This window comes from Bdellovibrio sp. SKB1291214 (genome assembly GCF_002209355.2).
In the GTDB taxonomy this organism is placed as follows: domain Bacteria; phylum Bdellovibrionota; class Bdellovibrionia; order Bdellovibrionales; family Bdellovibrionaceae; genus Bdellovibrio.
Genome location: NZ_CP106855.1, coordinates 67,939 through 90,198, shown reverse-complemented (window position 1 = coordinate 90,198; position 22,260 = coordinate 67,939). Strand labels below are relative to the sequence as shown.

The window sequence follows — 22,260 nt, the reverse complement described above, 5'->3', positions numbered from 1 at the left end:
GACGAGGACACATGACTTTAAACCACTTTTTAAGCCAGAAATTAGAAGAGCTGCAAAAGAAAAATCCACGTTTTTCCATGCGCGCTTTGGCTCAAAAGGCGGGTATTTCTCCAGGACGTTTGAATGAAATCTTTCACGAACGCCGTCCTTTAAGTGATCATTACTCGAACAGGATCGGTTACGGCCTCAGTCTAACGCAAGAAGAACAAGGCACTCTTTCTAGTTTCGTTACGGTTCGTGCGAAACGCATGAACTTCCAAAAGGTTTTGGAAAATCAAGAGCTCCGTTTGATTACAAGTTGGGAGCCCTATGCGATCTTGAACTTGATCAAGACAGATGATTTCGAGAGTTCTATAGAGTGGATTGCGAAACGATTGGCTTTGACGATTGAAAAAACTGAAGAGTGCATGAACCTGTTGGAATCCCAAGGTGTCATCAAGATGAAAAATGGCCGTTGGGTGCGCATTCCAGCGCAATTAACGACGACAACCGAAATTCCTAGCTCCGCCATCGTTGAACACCATGTGGCTGCTTTAAGAAAGTCCGAAGAGGCTTTGCGGTCTGTGTCTCCGGCCAAACGTCACTTTGGTAATATCACGATGCCGATCAACGTAAATAAGATCGAAGAAGCCAAACAAATGCTGACACAATTCCGTCGTAAGATGTGTTTGTTGCTAGAGGACGGGCCTAAAACCGAAGTTTATAATCTAAGTATGCAGCTTTACCCTTTGACCGACGTCAATGCTCGCGAAGCTGAAACGAGCGAGTAAGTTTCAACCTAGTCTCAAATTGATTCGTCGACAACTTCATCAATCTTTGCCCTTGAAATTGTGAAACGGGGCTGACAAGGCTGTTTGTTTCGTCATTAAGACGCTCCCCCAGTTGCGAATACCTCTGAACGGAGGTGAAAGTGCTGTCGATAATCTAAGCGAATTTAAAAGCTTCAACAGGCGTTCTGCAAAATAAGATACGGTGACTTGATTTTATCCTGTGCACTGGATTTGCATCGAAAACATTTCGTCGCTTGGAGGGTGGATGAAGCGTTCAATCAGTAAGTTGGCGTTATTAATTGGAACACCAATGATACTTCTCGGATATCAAAACTGCGCAAAGCTTGGAACCGACAACCTACTTGGTGGAAGTTCGACATTTGTTTCAAGCGGTTCGACAGATTTTGCTTCGACTCAGTCTTCCCCTGACACAGCAGACAGCGTTGCTCCGCCGGCATCCCAAGACGTTAGCTATAAAAAGAGAAAAACTCCCTCAGTGGATCCATTGGGCGATGAAAAAACTCTTTTAGCGAAAGCGTGGAAGGCGTGCACTGTGCCTTCCTCTTTGCAAAATGATCCTAACGGGGAGTTCGTAATTCAGTCTTGCCTAAATCTTTTCTGTCAGTCAGAAACAAAAACCGTTTCCTCGGAAACTCAGAAGGAAGCTATGTGCACAGCACTTCTGCAAGTCCAACAGTCCTACACTCTGTGAAATTGAACACTCGCATTGTCGTTCGGAATCATTCGAAAAAATGAAATTCATCCTCCATGCAGCGTACCCCCACGGCATTAAACATAAACAATGAAACAGTCGTTTGTTCTGTTTTTGATTCGGACTCTTCGCTCAAAATGAATCTGTCCACAGTGTGTTCCCAGTGAATCTGAGTTCTGTATCTGTGGAAAATCTCTAGAATATTCAAAGGCCTTCCGAATTATATGGGTGAAAGTTTAATTCGGTATGTTCGTGGAGGCCCCTGTGAAGACGTTTACATTTTCAAGATTCTGTAAAATGCGAATCGTGATTCTGTTCACTTCTTTGTGCCCGTTTCTAGTATCAAATGCAGCTGCATCTCCCACTACATTCTCCTATCAAGGACGTATTTTAAGTTCCACCAATGGCAGTCCTGGTTTCACCATGGCATCTTTTAGTTTCTCAGTCATGGTTGATAAGGCAGGTGGAAAAAATCCGAATTGTACAATCTTCCGCGAGCAAAAGGATCTTGTGCCTTTGTCTGCAGATGGTTTATTTGACGTCGCGATAGGCGAAGGCACTGCGAACTTTCCCAATTCTTCCGCCAAAGTCTATGACTATATGAACAACTCCGGCACCGTTTCCTGTGCGGAAGGTGGTACATTCCTTTTGTCAGCAAGTGACAGACGTTTTTTAGATGTGCAATTTAATCCGAATGGAACTTCTGGTTGGAACCATATTACGCCGGCATCAGAAATTCGCGCGGTACCGTATGCAACGAATGCGATCTCTGCAGAAAAGTTAGGTGGACTGGTTGCCACTGATTACGTTCGCAAAACTGATTTGACGGGTTGTACGACAGGACAATTCGTGACGTACAATGGCTCGGCTTTTGGCTGCGATACGCCAGCCGGCGGTGGTTCTTCTTTCGATGCTTCTTACTCTATTAAAGGTTTGGTGCAGTTTCTAACGAATGCTGCGACTTCGGGTATCGTCGTGACCAACGGAGTCGCTCACGTAAATACGGGCACAGGAGCCAATCAAATCGTCAAACTCGATGGCACTGGTAAGTTGCCAGCTGTTGATGGTTCGGCCTTAACAGGGATCGTCGCCTCGTCTGCAACCACTGCGGCAACGGCCACGAATTTTTCGGGCTCGTTGTCTGGTGATGTCTCTGGAACCCAAGGTGCCACTTCAGTGGATAAAATTAAAGGTGCTGCCGTTGATACCACGGGTATATCAACTGGCAAAATTCTTAAATATGACGGTTCGAAATGGACGATGGCAGATGATGCAACGGGTGGTTCACCCACAGACTCTTCTTATTCAGCAAAAGGAGTCGTGCAGTTCGATACCAGTGCCGCAGTTTCTGGAATCACTATTGCTGCCGGTGTTGCAAAAGTAAACGCAGGGACGGGTGCTAATCAAATCGTACAACTTGATTCTGCAAGCAAGCTTCCCGCGATAGATGGCTCGGCCTTGACGAATATTGTGGCGTCATCCATCTCGGGAATATTGGATATTGCTAAAGGCGGCACGGGACAAACCACCAAAACTGCAGCTTTTGATGCGCTTTCTCCTTTGGCCACAAAAGGAAGCATTCTTACTCACGATGGAACGAATAATGTGACTTTACCTGTGGGCTCCACAAATGGTTATGTGCTGATGGTGGATTCTGCACAATCAACTGGAATAAAATGGGCAGCTCCGACAGCGACAGATTTAACAACGATAACTGGCACGGGTATCGTGCAAAGAACAGGCGCCGGCACTTATACTGTACTTGGTACGACGGCTCCGATGAACGTGACTGGTTCAAATATTGGCCTGGCATACGGTACGGGCTTGACGACAAGTTCCGGTTCCTTGGTGGTCGATACGGGGACCACCACTGGTAAAATCGTGGCGATGGATACAGCGAACAGATTGCCAGCTGTCGATGGCTCGCAATTAACAAATATCGTGGCTTCTTCATTTTCTGGAACTTTACCAATCGCCAATGGTGGTACAGGTGCGACCACTTTGACGGGTGCGGGTATTTTGTTAAACGGTGGAAATTCTTTTGGTGCCGCTGCAAGTGTTGGAACGAATGACGCCTACGACTTCAAGATTGAAACGGGCGGCAGTGATCGTATAACCGTCGCATCGGGCGGAAACGTTGGCATCGGTACATCATCGACAATCAATGACAAGTTGGAAGTAAATGGTTCGATCCGCGGCAAATCCTACGATAATGGCACGACGACAACGATCGACTGGAGCCGTGGCAACACTCAAAGCGTAACGTCAAATTGCGGTTCGCAGATGACATTTTCGAATATGCGTGATGGTGGTGTGTACACTCTGGCAGTGACAGCTTCGACGACATTCTCGGGCTCATGTACCTTCGCTCAAACATCTCCAGATACTTTGTCGGGCACGGCCGGTTCAGGCGCTTTCTATTTCCTTCCTGCAAATGCGACGGCGTCAGGGGCGAATGCTGTTTACTCGTTCATGCGTATCGGTACGAAAGTTTATGTTAACTGGAGCAGTGGTTATGCGAATTAACCCCGGCCTTCGCATCTGGTTTTTTCTGTCCATGCTGTTTGCAAATGTGAACGCTTACGGTGATGAAAGTTGGACAGGAGTAACTAAATCTCCTGGAGATTACACATCTGCCGGTGTGGTGACGATCACGGGTGCCGTCACATTAAATCCAGGTACCTACACATTTACGACCCTTATTGTAAACGCCTCCAGAGCGCTCACTCTGTCGGGGGATACTGCCACCAACTCGGGCGTTATTATAAATGCTGACTCAATCACGGTCAGCGGAACGATCAGCGCGGACTCTAAAGGCTATGCCGCCAATACGGGACCTGGCGTCGGACCATCAACAGTTGGTGGATGTCATGGGGGCTTCGGAGGTTTCGGTGAGGATCTGGTGACAATGTGTGATCCTTACGGATCTAATCTGGAGCCTGTGACGTTGGGATCGGGCGGGGGGCAAGCCGGATCTACAACACCTGGAGCTGGCGGTGGTGCTATTAAATTGAATGTCGCAGGCACCTTGACTGTTAGTGGTATCATCACCGCAAATGGGGGCGCTGCTGGAGCTTCATCAGGGGGAATGGCTTCAGGAGGCGGAGCTGGTGGAAGTATTTGGATTAATGCGGGAACACTCGCCGGTGCCGGTGCCATTCGCGCAAACGGGGGAGCGGGTGTTTCCACTTATTCAGGGGGGGGCGGTGGCGGATTGGTTGCCGTTTACTATGGAACGTCCTCGTACACGGGAGCGGTGACTGCTAATGGCGGAACTTCTTCAGCCAATATGACTGGAGTAAATGGGTCTGCATTTTTGATCGATTCCACGAATAACGATCTTTACATAAATACGTCGTCAATGATTGGAAACGGAACTTATTCTTTTAGGAATATTACTATTGCCTCTGGTATTTATGTCTCAAATCAGGGGCGTGGCTACAAAGCAAATCTGGGAACAGCAAAAGGAAATTGCAATGGTTATACCTGCAGTGGCGGTGGCCATGGGGGCCGAGGAGCTGCTGCAGGAACTTCGACCAGCAATGTTGCTGGTGGTGGAGTCTATGGCTCTATGCTGGAACCAACGACGTATGGATCAGGTGGAGGTACCGCGGGAGACGCTTTTGGCGCCATGGGTGGTGGTGCGATTAAGATGGTTGCGTCAGGGACATTCACCATCAACGGCACGATCGATTCGGATGGAATGTATGGCTATTCGATCTCTTATGACCCCGGCGGCGGAGCTGGTGGAAGTGTTTGGATCGTTGGCGCAAATGTTTTAGGAAGTGGTAAAATTCAAGCGGTGGGCGGTGCTGGATACGACACAGGCTCTGCTGGCAGCGGAGGCCGCATTGCGGTTTATTATTCTGGCAGTTTCAGCTCATCTTTAACTTTTGATGTCAGCCCGGGATCGGGAGCTGGAATAACTGCAGGTGCGACAGTAGGTTCCGTTGTAGTTGTCGATACGACTAATAATAATTTGTATTTTCCTGCATCAAGCACTTTGCAAAGCGGCACTTACACCTACAACAATATAACGATCGCTCCGAGTGCTAAGGTATGGACGCTTGACGGAAATGTCTCTGGCTCTGGAACGGGTGCGGGTGCTTCTAATTCCGGCACGGGCGGCGGTGGCGGCGGAGGTTATGGTGGAGCCGGCGCAGCCAGCAATCAGGGGCAAGCAGGTGGCGGTACGTATGGTTCCTCCACGGCCCCTGTGGATCTTGGCTCTGGCGGGGGGAGCAACAGCTCGCGCGGTTATGGCGGCGCCGGTGGTGGTGCGATCAAGCTCGTTATTACTAATACTTTAACGATCGGTACGGGGGGAAGTCTTGTCGCTGATGGTGGTTCTTATTCAATCGGTCGCGGCGGCGGTGGTTCTGGTGGAAGTATTTGGATTATCACCCGCAATATTTCATCCGTGACGAATGGGATCACTGCTAAAGGTGGCAATGGTGAATCAGGCTATGGTGGTGGCGGCGGCGGGGGGCGTATTGCGATCTACTATTTCGGATCGCTCTCCGGAACTGTCAGTGTGGCAGGAGGAACTGGGTATACCTCGGGCAGCGCAGGAACTTCAGTTATAAAGTTCACTGGTTCGCCCGTATGGTTTTTCAGAGGCTACTAACGATTCAAGCCCGCGAAAGCCGCAGCAGCCGAATATTCTTTGTTAGAACTATTCAACATTTTTTTAGAATGAATAAAGGCATTGAAGTAACGCACTTTCACTGAAGTTGGAGGTGCGTTTTTCTGCATCAACACTTCACGATATACAAACTCATGCATAACCAAAGCGGCACGCGGAATTGGCTTCATCTCATTCCAGATAGCACCGTTGAAAATATACTTAATACCTTCTGGAGTGTGTTTTTGAAATTGGCCCGCTGCTTGTTTCAAAGAGCAACCTTCAGGCAGGGTGATAAAACCCTCGTCCTTGATATTGCCAAACTCACTGCCAGGCACCATGCGACCTTCATCACTTAAATTACGCAAGAAGGAGCGATAAAGATTGGCGCGAGTTGTATCGAACTTAGCAATGCGATCAATCAGCTGACTTACGATCACACGAAAATCATTTTGTTGAATCAAAGCGGGTTCCAAACCGTAAACCATTTTTCCTTCGTAAAGATCCAATGATTTATAAATTGGAACTTCAAGGCTTGGGCAGGCGATAACGTCGCCACCATTTTGAACTTCGTCGCCGACTGCCAATGCAGAAGTTGAAAAGCACAACAGAACTGAAGAAAGAAGGATCTTAAGTGTGTTTGACATGTTTCCACCTCGAATAGGAAACATGTCGCCACACAAACCTAAATTTTGCATTAATTATCGCATTGAAGCGTGGAGTCAGTGATGGAGTTATTGCTCCGTCAAATCTGATTGAGTGTGTAGGAGTTCAGAAAGCGGAAGTAGTTTTCTTCCAAAACATCAAGTTCCATCATGTTTCCTTGTGAATCTGTTACCTTGGGGAAACTAATTTTGATATTTCCGTCCACAGATTTGTATTCCAGAAACCTGGTGAAAAGGATCAGGGACTCTTCATTGGTTTTTTCGGAATAGTAAGGAACAAAGAAGCTTTCGATCTCTGTTTTTGGCGGTAAGAATCCCGCCACTAAGTTCAATTGATTCACGAAAACGCGGGGGCAGTGAAATAGGCGCAGTCGTTGGCAGCGAATGCTGTAAATCCATGAGTGAAAATTTCTGATACCCAATGAATTGATCGACTCTAGATCTTTCAGGTCTAAAATCAAATCAAAATTGGGATTTACTTCCACACCGTCCAGCGCCGACGAGTACTCATTCAGGCTTCCCTTAAGAGTCAGCGTCGTCGTTTTCTCGGCAACGGAAAAAGACAGTTGTAATGACATTTGTACTCAATTTATTCGATGATAACTTTTGGAGCCGGTAAGGGCTTCTTTTCATCTTTCATTGTAGCATCAGGATTGGTCAAGGTAGCTTTAATTCTTGTAGCTAGGTCTTGTTTTATTTGAAGATACTGAATCGTACGTTCTGTCCCCAAAAGAGATTTTAGTTTGTCCAACTCATCTTCGCTGATTTTGTTAAATGCTTGAAGTGTCTTTTTATAAGAAGCAAATTCTGACTCGCGCTTCTTGGCATCTTTGCTACTCACCAAGGTATCAAGTGACGATTGCAAAGTGCGATTCAGATCAGCTTTCTTTTTATTAAGGTCTTTGATGATTTCAGAAAATTTCTTTTCTTCGTTAGCTGTTAGTTTTAGCTCATCGCTCATTTTCCAGATCATGAGCTCCTCAAGCTGATTTCGCTTTGGTGCAGACGTACTCTGAGCGAAAACAGCTAAAGGCTGCATCATGAAAGCTGAAAGAATAAGAGATGAAAAAAACAAGCGCACGATCTTCACCTGAAGGGTGACTAGCGTGTTGTTCTGCCACCCATAATTTTTTGAAGTTTAGCTACTTTGAAATTTTCAGATGATTCGCGGGCTACGTCCACAAAAAAGTCAGAATCCGTCTGACTGGAGATTAAAGTCTGGGACAAGTATTCAGGAGATAAAATCGCTTCCGTGACAATTCTTTCGCGTCCGTCGCTAAGTAAGCCGGCACGCTGCATACCCTGATTTACCTTAGCCAATTGGGGAGCTAAAAATACTGTCATAAGTATGACAGACATGATGCCCCCGGCGGGATAAAGCCAACCCCGCCAATGAGCGCGCAACAAATTTCGCGGTCGCATCAGCATAGGCGTCGGCTCGATCACTTTATGTTCGACCTCCATCATAATTTTATCATGGAGCCGATCAAAAAAATCATCACTCATAGTCATCTCAAGGTCGTCATTGGCCTTCAGATTTTTGCGGACTTTATCTAAACGATTCATGGTCTCTCTTTGATCCATTCGCTTTTTATCCTTCCGCTTCAGCGTATGTTTGGAAGAAGCCACCAACTTCTTCACTCCAGCTTCTAAGGTCACCTTGTTCCTCAAAAGTCTGACGTAATTTCAATAAGGCATGGCGGTAATTCGCCTTCGCTGTGTCATATGGACATTCCATAATATCAGCAATTTCATTAAAGCTAAGATCCTCATACACGCGCAGAACCAAAGCTGTCTTTTGTTTCATCGGCAGCTTCTCTACTTCTTTCTGAAGGATGTCAGCAACCGCCGTGTGTACGAGAGTGTTTTCAGCCTCCGCATCTACTGCCAAATTCGCATCTTCAAAATCAACAGTGTCTCTTTTGAATTCGCGCAATTTGTTGCGTGCAGTATTTACCGCGATCTGAAATAACCAGCTCTTGAAAGAAGCACGACCCTCAAAGGAATTTAGTTTCTCGTAAGCTTTGATGAAAGCTTCTTGAGTCACATCCTCCGCGGCATCCGTGTCCTTCATGAATCTCAAACTCAGTCGCAGTACACTTCTCTGATGTCGTTTCACGAGTTCGGAAAAAGATCTTCTGTCTCCAGACTTCACTTTTTCAACCAGTTCAAGATCCGATAACCCTATTAGATCTTTCTGCATATAAGACTCGCTTCTGTATAAATTCGGTTAACTTCCTGAATTTTTTTCCCAGAAGAGCTTTGGCAACTCCCCCTGCACATCGTAAATTCGTTCCCCCAAACCAACGTGCCTACACCTTTCTCTATAGCAATGACAGTGCCACTGTTTCAGAGTCAAATTGGCTCTAAATATATGATTTAATTTAGCTTTTCTTGCTTTTGTTATGGGATGTATAAGGGATTGTTATGGAACAAGCGCCGGCTTTGCGACGAGCTGTGGAGGGCTCCTCCTTACTCGGACAGTCCTCGCTCTTGTTGGTTTTGGGATTTTAAAATCGATCTGGGTTCGATGGTGGGCAGTTGCTGCGTGTTGACTACAAAGGCCTGCGGAACTCGACGGAGGAGCCCTCCACAGCTCGTCGCAAAGCCTCGTTCGTCATGACATCGATTATATCGCATATAAAAATCAAAAGCTTAATTGGATCTATATATAGAGAGTGACTCGAAAGAGGTGGCTTGGATTCCGCATCGGTGCGCGTGGTGCGGTTTTGGGAAGTTAGACTAATTATTCGGTGTCGAATTGTCTTTGGGGGGAATTTGCGGTCGCTTGAGATCCCGATGGGTTCGCGGCGATGCTGCCTTGAACCCCATGGTAACAGCTCCCTTTCTGGTTCGCGTTAGTGCGTTGGGATTTTGGATTCTTTTTTCTTTTGGTCCTGTTGGGTTTCTGCTGATGGATTATTGGCGCTGAGTTCATTTTCTGATTTCGTGCCAATGAGTTCCTTCAGTTTTTTTGCGGGGTCTTTTTCTCCCTCTAAAGCTTTGCATCTTTCGATGAAGATTTGGAAGTTCTTGCCGCTTTGTTGGTACAAGGTTTCGAAGTCGGCTAGGTCTTGGAGATAGGTTTTATACACTAACAGTCGGGCGTTGTTGAGTTTGGCGTTGGTGAACTTTTCATAGTTCTTGGTGTGCATTGTTGGAAGCACTTCTTTTTTAAATTTTTCCTGGATGGCCTGAATGCGGGCCATCCTTTTTTCTTCGACACGTTCTGTGGTTGGAAGGTTTTTATACCACGTTGCTAACTCTTTTAATTCTTGGCTGATAAACTTTGAAAAAATCTTGTCATCTTCGTTGTCTTTTTTGATTTGCGCCAGAGTGGGGGAGTTTGCTCCCTCTTCTTTTAGGTAATACTGTTCGGCTCCCTTGTTGCCAAGGAAGCTGGCTAACGATTCGTTAAAGTCAGCGTTACCTTTGATGTAAAGCGTGGCATGCACCGTTTCGTGGATGATGGTGTTTACCAAATCATAGTCTTTATAGCTTAACATCGAACTCAACAAAGGATCCTTGAACCACCCCAGAGTTGAGTACGCTGTTACTCCACGCATGTAAGTGTCTAAGTCTTCTTTTTGCATTTCTTGCGCTTCAGCTTTGGCGTCTTGTTCGTTGAAGTAGCCTTTGTAGGGCATTTTTCCTAAGATCGGATAAGACCACTGATAATGTTTTAATTCCCATTTGTAGGCAGCGCTCACCACATAGGTTGCATAGGGACGATCCAGTTTTACGTAGCTCGTGTAGTTTTGTGTAGGTTTTAGATGCAGATCATTTTCAGCAAAGGCGCGGGCTTTTTGTGCCAGTTCTAATTTCTTTTTATCTGCATCGGGAATCTTTGGATCTTTCAACGCTTCTTCGATGGGGATGCGAGAGTTAAGGAGTTTCATTTGGTTGTAGGCAGAGCTTGCCAAATAATTAATTTGGCAACCTGCTAAAAGTGGAAACAATAAAACTAGATACTTTATAGCATCCACGTTATGCCGGCCCGAATCGCAGAGTCGTTGGTTTTAGAGCCTCCACCGATGGGAGTTTCCCAGGCGTCGTAACTGATTTTAATACCCATAGATTCTGTCAGGACGATTTTTAAACCGACACCATATGAAGGAGCGATGGCGCTATCCGGTTCATTTTCATAAGTATCTTGGTTTTCAATTTTGATGGTCTGCTTACGACTGATTTGTGCCATTCCGCCTTTGACGTAGGGCTGGAATAACGCTTTTTTATCCGCGAGAATCAAGATTAAATCAGAACCAAGAATCTGTGATTTCTGAATTGTCGTACGCTTTGGGTCGGAAGCATAGGCTTTGGCAACTACGATGGACTGCGCATCTGTATAGCTTAATTCCAGAGCAATTCGTTCCCAGATATATAATGACATGGAACCCGTGATCGATTCCGATTCGTTGTAGTTGTTCGTATCGTAGGTTTGTGTCTTGTGTCCGTATTGGGCACCGAGTTCGACATTCCATGCTAACGCAGAGAAAGAAAACAAAGACATCACTATCAAAATGGATATGGATAAAAATCTATTCATATTCCTTTGATATTACCAAGGCTTAGTGGTGAGTGACATGAATTCTGCGGGTCTCTGGACTAAAGGAAGCAGAAGTCCTACTATAGTCCTATGAGTGAAAAAGTATTAAAGTGCGGATTACCTGAAGATGAAGCGGAACTGAAAAAATTGCTCACACCGGAGCAGTATCGGATCATGGTCGAGAACGGTACAGAGCCACCATTTCGCAATTCATTTTGGAATCACACCGAACCTGGAATTTATGTCGATGCCGTTTCTGGGAAGCCGTTGTTTTCCAGCGAGGATAAATTTGAGTCCGAGTGTGGGTGGCCCAGTTTCACCAAGCCCATCGATCCCGATGCAGTCGTTGAAAAACCTGATTTTTCTCACGGTATGATTCGCACCGAAGTGCGAGCTAAAGAATCCAACGGACATTTAGGTCATGTCTTTGATGATGGTCCGCCGCCGTTGGGAATTAGATACTGCATCAACTCTGCCGCACTTAGATTCGTTCCGAAAAAATAAGTAACAAACTCTGCCTGCTTGCAGATTCGCTGCTGTCCACAGTTTAGCGAGAGTTAACGAGGGTGGGTGGCACGTAGTTCACTGTGAAAGTAAATTTCAAGTGAATGAAGCCATCTTCTTCGACCATTTCTTGCGGCGGGTTTGGAAAGACGCGCGCTTCTTTGAAAGCATTCACGGCGGCAGCATCAAAGCCTTTCACACCAGACTCTTTCAAGATCATCGCCTTTTGTAAGAAGCCACGTTTGTCTAACAGAAACTCTACCTGGGTGTTCCAATTGCGTCGGCTTAAGTTCATTGCCATCGCAGGGTCCATCCCATTGATGGCCGTCTGCACACGGGTTTCCCACCGATAGCGAACCAACTCTTCAATGCGGGCATAGAATGAATAGAATAAATAGCGATCTGTATTCAGCGCTGTGAAGGAGCCGATCTTTACGTCCGTCGGTAATGACTCACCTACGGTTGATTGCCCGTGGTTCAACGCATTCATTTCTGCCAGATCTTTCGTGATATCCACGGTACGATAGCCGTCTTTATCAGGCTGTGTCTTATCGATGTCCACTTTTTGCTGAGCTTGCTTAGCAGGCTTTTCTGCAGATTTTTTTGGAAGAGTCGAAGTATTCGTGCGGTTTTCAGTCATCCCGCTGTCGGCAGCTTGAGTTTCTTGTTTTACACGCTGGCGTTGCTCAGAAAGAAAGCGGGCCAAAGTTTCGTCTTCCTGAACTTTCAGTTTATCAGGTGCTAGGGCCTGGCGAACGATTTGCTGTTCGTTTTTTGTCGAGTTTTTTGCTGGAGCAGAAGTTGGAGGCGTATCTAAAGCTACTTCGATGGTTTCAGCCTTCGGAGTTTCGAATAGGGGGCCGAACACTATCACGCCAGTGATAAGGCCCAGATGCAGCAGCAAGCTGATCGCCATGGTTACGAATATAAAGGCGTGAATCCTCTTCATCGTCTCATTTTAAGCCATAACTGGACCAAAGTGCAAGGTGGCTAAAGTTGAAACGTTTTCTGCCGATAAGTTCTTATCGATACAGGGGGATAAATGGGGAAAGTTTTAGACATCACACAACGCCTAAGAACTCAGAATTCTTTGGAAATTGGTCATAAAGGCAGCAAAGGCGAAGTCCTTGATATGACAGAAGCTCGCCAAGAAATGCTAAGCCGTGAGCGTCGTGATGTGAAGCGCACCATTTTGACAGAGTTCGTGGGCGCCTTCGTAGTGCTTCCTGAGCAAGGTTTAATGAAAGTCGCTTTGTACGACATTTCTGAAAATGGTTTGGCTTTCGATATGGATCTACAAGAAGGTTCATTCCAATTGGACGAAGAAGTAGCGATGCGTGTTTACTTGAATCACTCAACTTACTTCCCATTTACGATCAACGTTTCTAACGTTCGCGTGATCGAAGATGAAGGGACTGTTCGTCACGGTGCTAATTTCGTGAAAGGCACTTTGAATGATGTAGCGCTTCATCATTTTGTAAAGTTCATCGAAAACGTCAGCGCGTCTTTGAAAACAGACTCGGGCGACGTGCAAGTTTCTAATATTTCTTAGTAGAAACCTTTTCCGTAGACTTTGGTCGTGGGATTTGTTGCAATTTAGCTGTGGGTTACACTTCAGGCTAGGATGCTTCAAGTCCCACTGTCTTTTTTAAGAGCTATCTAGCTCTAACTACGGAGGGTTGCCCTTGAGCAAAGCTAAACGCAGAAAAGTAGTCGTCGATACCAACGTGATCCTGTTCGATTCCCAGGCGATCATGCGCTTCGGTGAGGCCGACGTTCACATTCCTATCTCCGTTATCGAAGAAGTTGACAGATTTAAAAGAGATCAAGGTGAAAACGGTCGAAATGCTCGTCAGTTCAGTCGCTTTATCGACGTACTTCGTGGCAAAGGCTCGTTGGCAAGCGGTGTTCAAATTGAAAACACCGAAGTTATGGTTTACATCAATACGGACTACATGCTTGCAGGTATGCCGGCAGAGATGGACGCGCAAAAGGCTGACAACCGTATCTTGAATACGGCCCTAGCTCTTCAAAAACAACATCCGCGCTATAAAGTTGAGTTGATCACGAAAGACATCAATCTTCGTATCAAAGCAGACGTCTACGGTGTAATCGCAACGGACTATGATGCGAACGACATCAACCGTGACGATTTGTACGAAGGCTACCAAGAGCTCAGCATCACGCCAGCACAAATCGATTCTTTCTATAAAGAAAAACGTTTCGAAACAGACGTGAAATTGTATGCGAACCAATACGTGATCATGAAGGATGCATCGAATCCAAATCACTCTGCAATTGGTCGCTACAGCTTGGAAGCAAAAGCTGTTGTACCTTTGGTTCAAGCTGCTGATTCCATCTGGGGTATTCACGCGCGTAACGTTGAACAAGCGTTTGCATTGGATTGCTTGCTGAACGACGAAATCATGTTCGTATCCTTGGTTGGTAAAGCCGGTACGGGTAAAACTTTGATGGCGATCGCTGCTGGTTTGCATAAAACCTTGGATCAAGGCCAGTTCCAAAGATTGCTAGTTTCTCGTCCGATCTTCCCAATGGGGCGTGACATCGGTTACTTGCCGGGGGATATCGAGCAAAAGTTAAATCCTTGGATGCAACCCATTTTCGATAACGTTGAGTTTCTGATGGGTGCGGACAAAAAAGCAGCTGGTCGTGCTCAGGAATTGATCAATCAGGGGATGCTAAACATTGAACCGCTAACTTATATTCGCGGCCGCAGCATTCCGAAGCAATACCTGATCGTGGATGAAGCTCAAAACTTGACTCCGCACGAGATCAAGACAATTGTTACGCGTGCCGGTCAGGGGACAAAAGTTGTTTTGACTGGTGACGTTTATCAGATTGATAACCCTTACGTAGATTCTGCGAACAGCGGTCTAACGTACGCGGTTGAAAGATTTAAAGGCCATGCAATTGCGGCACACGTTACACTGACTAAAGGTGAACGTTCGCCACTTGCTGAGTTGGCAGCGAATATTTTGTAGGAGTAAGTGATGCAGGTTCCAAATGTAGATGTAGGTTTCACAAAATCAGCGACAGTAACAGTGACGGATAAAATGGTTCGTCAATTTGCTGAGTTGTCTGGAGATCACAATCCTATCCATTTGGACGATGCTTACGCGGCTAAAACTCGTTTTGGCCGTCGTATCGCTCACGGTATGATCTGTGGTGCTTTGATCTCTCGCGCTTTGGTTGAGTGCATCGGTGAGGGTGGTATTTACTTGGGTCAGTCCATGAAATTCGTTAATCCGGTTTTCATCGACGACACGATCACAATCACGATCCGTATCTTAGCTATGCGCAAAGAAAAAGGCATCGCGACCGTTGAAACAAACGTAACTAAAGCTAATGGCGACATGGTTGTAAAAGGTGAAGCTGTTATCATGATGGCACCGGACTTCGCCATTTCGAAATAATGGACAAGGTTTTTCACCTCGTTTATTTTAGCTATGCTTCAGACAGCCTCAGTTATTCTGATATCCGCGATATTTTAAACTCTTCACGTAAAAATAACGCCCGCGATAATATCACGGGCGTTCTTATTTTCCGTGAAGGATTTTTTATTCAAGTTCTTGAAGGCAATGAAGAAAAAGTTCGTGACCTAGTCAATGTCATTCGCCGCGATAATCGCAATCACACTTTGAAAGTTTTGATTGAAGACAACAGCGAGGCCCGCCAGTTCGCAGAATGGTCGATGGCTTTTCTTGATGGTGATATCAGCAGTAACGCAACTAAGGATTTGCTGGAGTTTTTCGAAGCCTGTATCGACAGCAGCACAGATCATAAATCATTGATCATGCCTTTGGTTCGCCAACTTAGAGCATCGGATCCTCAATTCCAACAATAAGCCAACCGCTTGCGCCGCAAACCCGCGCCGGCATTTAGTTTTTCCTGTATTGATGAACTTTTTGACAGGGAGTTTGTCATCTTTGTCGAAGGATTTTACGAAACCTTCTCAGAGTGAGATTGCTTTGAAAATCATCAGAAGATACCGCAACAATGTGTAGGTAAACGCACATGAGGAGCGGACGATGACAAAGAATCTAGGATGGACCTTACTAATTGCACTCAGTTTAAACCTTACAGCATGTTTAGAAAATCAAGGTAGTGTTGAGTTCGGTAGCGCAGGTTCTGGAAGCAACACAAACAGTGATTTCAGCGTGGTGACTGAACCTTCTCCCACACCATCCGCAGAGCCAAGTCCAACAGTGGCACCTCCGTCAGGAGAATCAGCTTCCTTCGTGATCAATAACGGCGCAAAACTAACGGGTTCGAATCAGTTGAATCTTTCATTTGTTTCTGTTTTTAGCGCGGCCTATTTGAAACTTTCCGTAGGTGGCGATTGCTCGGGTGGTACTTGGGAATCTTTCGTTGATTCTAAGGTTTACCAAAGCGCTCAAACAAATCAAAACGTTGTATTGAGTGTGCAATATAAAGATTACGACGGTCGTACTTCTGAATGTTTAAGTTCAAGCATCGTGATAGACCAGGCGCCTCCAGAAATCGTTTTTGCAAAATATCCAACGTCAACGGTTGAAGAAGGTTCTGATGTAGAAATCGTATTTACGGTGAGCGACGCTGGTGCGGGCGTTGACAAAGTGACTTGTTCATTTGCGAATGTTGCGAAAGCTTGTGCAGGTGGTACAAACACTATCAAAATCCCAAGCATGGTTTCCGGCACTTATACGTTGGCAGTGTCAGCGACAGACAAATTGGCATATTCTTCAGCTAAGTCGATCACTTTCGAAGTGTCTTCAAAATACAAATCACTGGTACAAACAGTGCAAGTTGTTCCAAATAAAAAAGTCGATTTGTTAATCGTGATCGATAACTCCGGCTCTATGGAATACGAACAAAAAAATATGGCAAGCCGTGTGAAAAACCTTTTGAGTGTGATGAAAGGTTTGGATTGGCAGATCGCGGTTACTACAACTGATCCACGCGATATCACTTTGGGTGATGGACGTTTGGTTCAATTGACTGGTAAAAAAGGTTCTTACATCCTGACTTCAGCAATGGCAGATGCAGAAGCGCAAACATTGTTGGGTGCGACTTTGCAACGCTCTGAAACTGGTAGCGGTGACGAGCAAGCCATCTATGTGACATATCGTGCGATTGAAAGATCACTGTCCGCTAGCGGCGGTAACGTCAACTTCGTACGCCCGGATGCTCAGTTGGCAGTCCTTACAATCTCGGACGAAGATGAATCAAAAAATGGGACTAAGAATGATCCACAGTCATTATTAAACTTTATCAGCCAAACTTATGGTGGCCAAAAAGCGTTCAGCTTCCACTCGATCATCACTCGCCCTGGTGATACAGCTTGTAAGTCTACGAATGGTTACGCTTACGGTTACCGTTACGAACAAATTTCTAAATTAACTGGTGGTGTAATCGGTGACGTGTGTGCATCTGACTATGCGGCACAGGTTTCTGGTATCGCTGATGGTGTTCGCAAAACTTTGAAAACGTTCACTTTGACATGTGCTCCAGTGGTAGATTCAGTAAGATCCATCTCTGTATTGAAAGACGGTCAACCATATGCTGGTACATATACGGTGAATGGAGTGAATATGGTGTTCGGTGCGGATCTTCCGCAAGGCGAATACAAAGTTTACTACTCTTGCGTAAAATAACAATTAAGGGACGGGGAATGTCTCAGTGCTTGGAAAGCCCAGTTTAAGCTGGGCTTTTCTTTTTTTATTTGCCTTGGATTTTTGTGACTAGGTCTGCCCATTGAGTTCTTTGGTTGAACTTTAGGCCGTGGTAGCGTTCGATGTAGCCTGAATAGTCTGAGCTTTCAGATGGAAGCCAGATCGAGACGCCCCAAGTTTTTTGGTCTTGGTTTTGGCTGTTTGCGATCACGAAATCGTTTTGAGCTGCGCGGACTGTTTGCATCGCAGGTGTTGTGATGCCGTTTTTACCTACTAGGTCTAGGAAATCTACGACGTCGCGGTAGTCATAGTATGTGAAGAATTTTGCATTTTTTGCAGAGCGATTTACTTTCGCTAACGTTGCATTGTCTAAAGCTGTGATTTCTTGAGCGAGTTGTTTCAAAGATTCTTCGTAGGTGCCGATTTTTGAAAGATCGTAGGCAGACATCGTCACACGACGGTTGCCATAAATACCGCCATTATAGGCTGCTAGGTATTCGGCTGCGTGAACTTTTACTAACTCAGCCGCAGTCATCGTTGGATTTTGTTCCCACTTTGTCAGGAAGTTTGCGTAGGGCCAGCCTGCACCTGGTTCAACATCTTGTGAACCCAAGTAGTATTGAACCGATTCAGACATTTCAGACGCCACTTCAACCATACCCATTAAGCAAGCATCAGAAGAGTATACGTCCACTTTATGGCCCAGGATTTTTGCGGATTCAGCCATCGCCTGACCCAGTTGTTCAGTTGTGATGTTGTTACCTGTATTGTCGTCCCAAGAAATATCCATCGGTTTCATGCCAGGGATCGAAGCCAAGTGCCAACCACCGCCGTGGTCCCACACAACGACGAAGTATTTTTTTGCAGGGTAGTTTTGGTTTGCCCATTCAACGAACTTAACCAATTCTTTCCAATCGCCCATATCCACTTCACCCATGTTTTGCACAACCGGTGATGTGACTTTGTTTGTATCGCCATCTTTCTGAATCAAAAGACGAGAAACGTTGCTTTTTTTAGCAGAAGCCCACTGAACAAGGATATTGACGTTATCACTGGAGCCGACTTGCTCCATTTGATTGATGTTCATCGCTCCGAATGAATCAAGATTGTTATTCCCATTGAGGAACACCAACATATTCCATTCTTTTACTTGTTGAGTAGCAGAGGCGAAAGACGTCGCGAACAAGAGTGCGCACAGAACTAAAACGCGAGAAAGGTGGTTCATTTTTCCTCCATGAAAAATGGGACTGGACTGTAGGGTAGCACCAGATTGGAACCAAGCTCACGCTTCTTCACTTCTGTTCAGGACTTTTGCTTAGGCTAGAAGTTTTTTTGCGCCGCTAATGGCGAGGGGCTTTGGGTACTTGCGAGTTCCGCGACACGCCTTCCAGGCTCACCGTGGCCCGCCTTTGGCGGGTGCGCGCCATCCTGGCGCCCACGGAGGTCGCTGCATCGCAAGTACCCAAAGCCCCTCGCCATTAGCTCGAAGGGTTTCTAGTAAGTAGACGTGTGAAAGAGTTGAAGTCAGCGGAGATGCTGTCGCCTACGCGGAGTCTTAAAGTTACGGACTTGCTTTCTCCGGACTGGAGAGCTTTTTTCGTTGGATTTATTTTTGTAGTAGGGTGAGCAGGGCTAGTGAGGTGGCTTTCATTGCTTTGGTGTTGTTTTGCATTCTTCCGATTTGTAGGGCGCCTTGAGTTGTGGCGTGGATGAGGGTCGCTGTTTCTTTGGGTTTTAGTGTGGTTTTTAGGGATTTGTTTTTAATGCCTTCGGTGACTACGTGGGTTAGCCAGTTTTGGATTTGCTCTTGGAGTTGGCAGACTGATTTTTTTAGTTTCGCGGGCAGGGTGTTGTAGTCGATGCAAAAGACTCCCCCTGGGCATACTTTTAAGCCGTCTTGGGAGAAGCTATTATACATGTCGATGAACTTTTTGATTTTTTCCAGAGGCTCGCGATCTTCGTGCATTTCGGACCATTGTTGAAAAGACTGAATATAATCTTCAATCAAGGCCAAGCCTAAGTCTTCCTTTGAAGCGAAATAGTAATGAAGGCTCGCTTTGCGGATACCAAGTTCATCGGCGATGTCCTGAAAGCTAAAGCCATTGTAACCTCGCAATTGAAGGTGGTTTTTGGCGATTTCAAGAGCCTGAGCTTTTGTTTCCATTTTTACCTCCTTCTGGGGGTTGCGTCGGTTGGTGTTTAGGTATATTCTACCTACCGATAGGTAGATAAATCAAGCCTTCATAAAGGACTATGTATGAAAACGAAACAGATGCGTCCGATTGCGATTCTAGCAGGTTCCAGAACTCCGTTTACAAAGTCTCAGACAACTTATGTCCGTACCTCCAACCAAGAGTTGATGACGGCTGTATTGCAAGACCTTGTTAATAAAACAAATATCAGAGGCGTTCGTGTAGGTGATGTTTCCACAGGGGCAGTTATGAAAAATGCTGCCGATTGGAATATGACTCGTGAAAGCGTTTTAAGCTCTGGTCTTGATCCGCACACTCCAGGTTATGATGTGCAAAGAGCTTGTGGGACGGGTCTTGAGACCGCTTGGCAGATCGGTTTGAAAATCGCTGCGGGACAAATTGAAAGCGGTATTGCTGGTGGTGCAGACACGAACAGCGATATCCAAGGTGTTTTGCCGCACGAATTCACTTGGAAAATGATGGACGCGCAAAAAGAGAAATCTTTGATGGGACGTCTAAGCAAGTTCGCGAAACTAAATTTTAACGACATCAAACCGCAGTTCCCGAAAGTGGTCGAGCCTCGCACTGGCCTATCAATGGGTCAGCATACAGAGTTGATGGTGAAGGAATGGCGTGTTTCTCAAGAGGAGCAAGACAAGCTTGCATTGGCCAGTCATCAAAACGCTGCGAAAGCATGGGATGCTGGATTCTTTAAAGATCTCGTTTTTGATTTCAAGGGGCTAAAAAAAGACAGCCTTGTTCGTGGCGATACGACTCTTGAAAAATTGGCTAAGCTTAAACCGGCGTTCGATAAAACAGGCACGGGAACGCTGACTGCAGGGAACAGCACTGCTTTGACAGACGGAGCCTCTGCCGTTCTTCTTGGAAGCGATGACTTTGCAAAGAAACATAATTTGCCTGTCCTTGCATATCTAACTGACGCTGAAGTTGCAGCTGTTGATTACGTCGGGGGCGAAGGTTTGTTGATGGCTCCCACATATGCTGTGGCTCGTATGCTTGAACGCAATGGACTGACTTTACAGGATTTTGACTTCTATGAAATCCATGAGGCCTTTGCAGGTCAGGTCCTTTGCACATTGAAAGCCTGGGAGTCCGATGAATACTGCCGCACTAAATTGGGTTTAACAAAAGCGTTGGGTTCAATTGATCGCAGCAAACTGAATGTGAACGGGGGCTCTTTGGCCCTTGGACATCCATTCGCCGCAACAGGTGGCCGTATCTTGGCTTCGTTGGCAAAAATGCTTTCGCAAAAAGGCAGCGGACGTGGACTTATCTCCATCTGTACAGCAGGTGGCATGGGTGTCACTGCTATCGTCGAAAGATAAACATGAATGAGTGACAACTGGCACTGATCGCTTATGATCAGTGTCAGAGGTTAAGTTGTCGCTGAAATTTCTTATTGCTCTAACATTGCTATCACATCCTGCGTTTTCTCAAACTGAGGAACCGCTTCCGGAGATGCCAGGTATCGAAGAGGCTCACTCTATTGAGGAGTCGACGCCAGTTACTGAGCCTGTTTTTGTACCAGTTCCGGCCCCCGTTCCAACTCCAGAAAAGCCCACAAACAAACAGCAAGACACGGGGCTCATCGGAGCTACAGGCCAGCTGATTGCTGATTCTCGAAATGCGGTTTCCGATCGCGTGATCTTGCTTGCTAATAAGGTCGATGGTTTGTTTGGGGATACGCGTGCTTTGGACGAGTATTACGCGAGCAGCTTAAAGGTGACCACCGGCTCTTTATATAATGGAAAAAATGGGACCTACGACAATTCCTTTTCGACTTCTTTGATTTTAAGTTTGCCAAACTTAAAACAGCGCGAAAGAGACTTTAACGATTTTTGGAATCGCAGACCCGATCAACCACCTGATGTTTTGCTTGATGAAGATTTAATTACTCCCGAGGAATTCAAAGAGCAAAATCCTTGGAACTTTGCTACAGAGACAGGTATTCGTTGGAAGTGGCCGATAGCCTATTACGCGAAACTTCGTGGCAGTCGAAACTATCTGACGGGCAAGGTCGTACACCATTTAACCGACGAATTAGGTTGGGATTCAGAGTCTTACTGGAACAGCAAGGTGTCGTTGGCATCGGACTATGCTTACAGCAAATACTTCCTTTTACGTTTCATCAACGAAGCAAATTGGTACATGAGCCAACCGTCTGTTTTCAGCACGACTCAAGGTCCTTCATGGATTTATAGTTTCTATGATAAAAGTCTTTTGTCCTTCGATCTTAGATTCAATATGCGATCGATCAAGCTGCAGATGTACACTGATTCATACACGACAGGCTTCACGTACAGAACAGGTTTTAAAAAAGTAAAATGGATTTTCTTGGAGGTATCGCCACTTTTGGCTTGGCGCTACGAAGATGATTTTCGACCTTCAACCACAGTGAATGTGACTTTAGATTTTATGATCGGTCGAGAAAAATCCTCCGTCCCAAAATCCTCAAATCCCCTCGATCTTTTTTAGGTATGTCCTTACTTGAAAAGGTAGGGCCTTACCTCGGAAGTAAGGTCCTACCTTTTCAAGTAAGGACATACGCATAAAA

General features: G+C 45.8%; 22 protein-coding genes. 12 read left to right on the top strand and 10 right to left on the bottom strand.

All coding sequences use genetic code 11. The annotated features are described in order from the left end of the window. The first annotated feature begins 11 nt into the window (after positions 1 to 11). From B9G69_RS00455 to B9G69_RS00440, 4 genes are all read left to right on the top strand, one after another. Positions 12 to 770, top strand: a complete 759-nt coding sequence (locus B9G69_RS00455) for a DUF4423 domain-containing protein (protein ID WP_088616538.1) — start codon at positions 12 to 14, stop codon at positions 768 to 770. Between the two features lie 265 nt (positions 771 to 1,035). Then, entirely contained in the window at positions 1,036 to 1,482 is a 447-nt protein-coding gene (locus B9G69_RS00450) for a hypothetical protein (RefSeq protein ID WP_088616539.1), read from the top strand. A gap of 264 nt (positions 1,483 to 1,746) precedes the next feature. Beyond that, on the top strand, positions 1,747 to 4,008 hold the full coding sequence (locus B9G69_RS00445; RefSeq protein ID WP_088616540.1) for a hypothetical protein: 2,262 nt from the start codon (positions 1,747 to 1,749) through the stop codon (positions 4,006 to 4,008). Further along, entirely contained in the window at positions 3,998 to 6,109 is a 2,112-nt protein-coding gene (locus B9G69_RS00440; RefSeq protein WP_265437896.1) for a beta strand repeat-containing protein, read from the top strand. The genes B9G69_RS00445 and B9G69_RS00440 overlap by 11 nt, the downstream gene beginning before the upstream one ends. On the opposite strand, the gene B9G69_RS00435 is transcribed toward B9G69_RS00440, so the two are convergent. From B9G69_RS00435 to B9G69_RS00405, 7 genes are all read right to left on the bottom strand, one after another. Beyond that, positions 6,106 to 6,753, bottom strand: a complete 648-nt coding sequence (locus B9G69_RS00435) for a hypothetical protein (RefSeq protein WP_088616541.1) — start codon at positions 6,751 to 6,753, stop codon at positions 6,106 to 6,108. The two genes, B9G69_RS00440 and B9G69_RS00435, sit on opposite strands and share 4 nt — an antisense overlap. Positions 6,754 to 6,851: 98 nt before the next feature. Further along, complete coding sequence (locus B9G69_RS00430; RefSeq protein ID WP_088616542.1) at positions 6,852 to 7,349, bottom strand: hypothetical protein; 498 nt, start codon at positions 7,347 to 7,349, stop codon at positions 6,852 to 6,854. Between the two features lie 11 nt (positions 7,350 to 7,360). Continuing rightward, complete coding sequence (locus B9G69_RS00425; protein ID WP_254916982.1) at positions 7,361 to 7,744, bottom strand: hypothetical protein; 384 nt, start codon at positions 7,742 to 7,744, stop codon at positions 7,361 to 7,363. Positions 7,745 to 7,872: 128 nt separating this feature from the next. Then, complete coding sequence (locus B9G69_RS00420) at positions 7,873 to 8,337, bottom strand: hypothetical protein (protein WP_265437895.1); 465 nt, start codon at positions 8,335 to 8,337, stop codon at positions 7,873 to 7,875. Positions 8,338 to 8,362: 25 nt separating this feature from the next. Next, positions 8,363 to 8,974, bottom strand: coding sequence for an RNA polymerase sigma factor (locus B9G69_RS00415; RefSeq protein ID WP_088616544.1), 612 nt, complete (start codon positions 8,972 to 8,974; stop codon positions 8,363 to 8,365). 655 nt (positions 8,975 to 9,629) lie between these two features. Continuing rightward, on the bottom strand, positions 9,630 to 10,670 hold the full coding sequence (locus B9G69_RS00410; RefSeq protein ID WP_265437894.1) for an aminopeptidase: 1,041 nt from the start codon (positions 10,668 to 10,670) through the stop codon (positions 9,630 to 9,632). 74 nt (positions 10,671 to 10,744) lie between these two features. Next, entirely contained in the window at positions 10,745 to 11,317 is a 573-nt protein-coding gene (locus B9G69_RS00405; protein ID WP_088616545.1) for an outer membrane beta-barrel protein, read from the bottom strand. A 90-nt stretch (positions 11,318 to 11,407) separates the two neighbouring features. Here B9G69_RS00405 and msrB point away from each other — a divergent pair, with 90 nt between their 5' ends. Next, positions 11,408 to 11,821: a peptide-methionine (R)-S-oxide reductase MsrB gene (gene msrB / locus B9G69_RS00400; protein ID WP_088616546.1), complete on the top strand. Its 414-nt coding sequence runs from the start codon at positions 11,408 to 11,410 to the stop codon at positions 11,819 to 11,821. 43 nt (positions 11,822 to 11,864) lie between these two features. On the opposite strand, the gene B9G69_RS00395 is transcribed toward msrB, so the two are convergent. Beyond that, positions 11,865 to 12,770 (bottom strand): cell envelope integrity protein TolA, encoded by a 906-nt coding sequence (locus B9G69_RS00395; RefSeq protein WP_254916985.1) that lies wholly within the window; start codon positions 12,768 to 12,770, stop codon positions 11,865 to 11,867. Positions 12,771 to 12,863: 93 nt separating this feature from the next. On the opposite strand from B9G69_RS00395, the gene B9G69_RS00390 reads away from it, so the two are divergent. The 5 genes from B9G69_RS00390 to B9G69_RS00370 all read left to right on the top strand — a co-directional run bounded on the left by B9G69_RS00390 (position 12,864) and on the right by B9G69_RS00370 (position 17,475). Then, entirely contained in the window at positions 12,864 to 13,373 is a 510-nt protein-coding gene (locus B9G69_RS00390; protein ID WP_088616548.1) for a PilZ domain-containing protein, read from the top strand. Positions 13,374 to 13,506: 133 nt separating this feature from the next. Beyond that, a complete protein-coding gene (locus B9G69_RS00385) occupies positions 13,507 to 14,823 on the top strand; it encodes a PhoH family protein (protein ID WP_254916986.1) in 1,317 nt (438 codons plus the stop codon). A gap of 9 nt (positions 14,824 to 14,832) precedes the next feature. Beyond that, positions 14,833 to 15,255 (top strand): MaoC family dehydratase, encoded by a 423-nt coding sequence (locus B9G69_RS00380; RefSeq protein WP_088616550.1) that lies wholly within the window; start codon positions 14,833 to 14,835, stop codon positions 15,253 to 15,255. Beyond that, complete coding sequence (locus B9G69_RS00375) at positions 15,255 to 15,686, top strand: BLUF domain-containing protein (RefSeq protein WP_088616551.1); 432 nt, start codon at positions 15,255 to 15,257, stop codon at positions 15,684 to 15,686. The genes B9G69_RS00380 and B9G69_RS00375 overlap by 1 nt, the downstream gene beginning before the upstream one ends. A 184-nt stretch (positions 15,687 to 15,870) precedes the next feature. Continuing rightward, on the top strand, positions 15,871 to 17,475 hold the full coding sequence (locus B9G69_RS00370) for a hypothetical protein (RefSeq protein WP_088616552.1): 1,605 nt from the start codon (positions 15,871 to 15,873) through the stop codon (positions 17,473 to 17,475). Positions 17,476 to 17,539: 64 nt separating this feature from the next. Here the strand turns inward: B9G69_RS00370 and B9G69_RS00365 are convergent, their stop codons facing one another. Together B9G69_RS00365 and B9G69_RS00360 are read right to left on the bottom strand one after the other, a co-directional pair. Beyond that, on the bottom strand, positions 17,540 to 18,718 hold the full coding sequence (locus B9G69_RS00365; protein ID WP_088616553.1) for a clostripain-related cysteine peptidase: 1,179 nt from the start codon (positions 18,716 to 18,718) through the stop codon (positions 17,540 to 17,542). A gap of 381 nt (positions 18,719 to 19,099) precedes the next feature. Next, on the bottom strand, positions 19,100 to 19,657 hold the full coding sequence (locus B9G69_RS00360) for a TetR/AcrR family transcriptional regulator (protein ID WP_088616554.1): 558 nt from the start codon (positions 19,655 to 19,657) through the stop codon (positions 19,100 to 19,102). A gap of 93 nt (positions 19,658 to 19,750) precedes the next feature. Between B9G69_RS00360 and B9G69_RS00355 the strand changes: the two genes are divergently transcribed. Both B9G69_RS00355 and B9G69_RS00350 read left to right on the top strand, forming a co-directional pair. Continuing rightward, the gene (locus B9G69_RS00355; protein ID WP_088616555.1) at positions 19,751 to 21,031 is read left to right on the top strand and encodes an acetyl-CoA C-acetyltransferase; all 1,281 of its coding nucleotides are present in this window, start codon (positions 19,751 to 19,753) and stop codon (positions 21,029 to 21,031) included. A gap of 55 nt (positions 21,032 to 21,086) precedes the next feature. Next, on the top strand, positions 21,087 to 22,181 hold the full coding sequence (locus B9G69_RS00350; protein ID WP_088616556.1) for a hypothetical protein: 1,095 nt from the start codon (positions 21,087 to 21,089) through the stop codon (positions 22,179 to 22,181). The last annotated feature ends 79 nt before the right edge of the window (positions 22,182 to 22,260 follow it).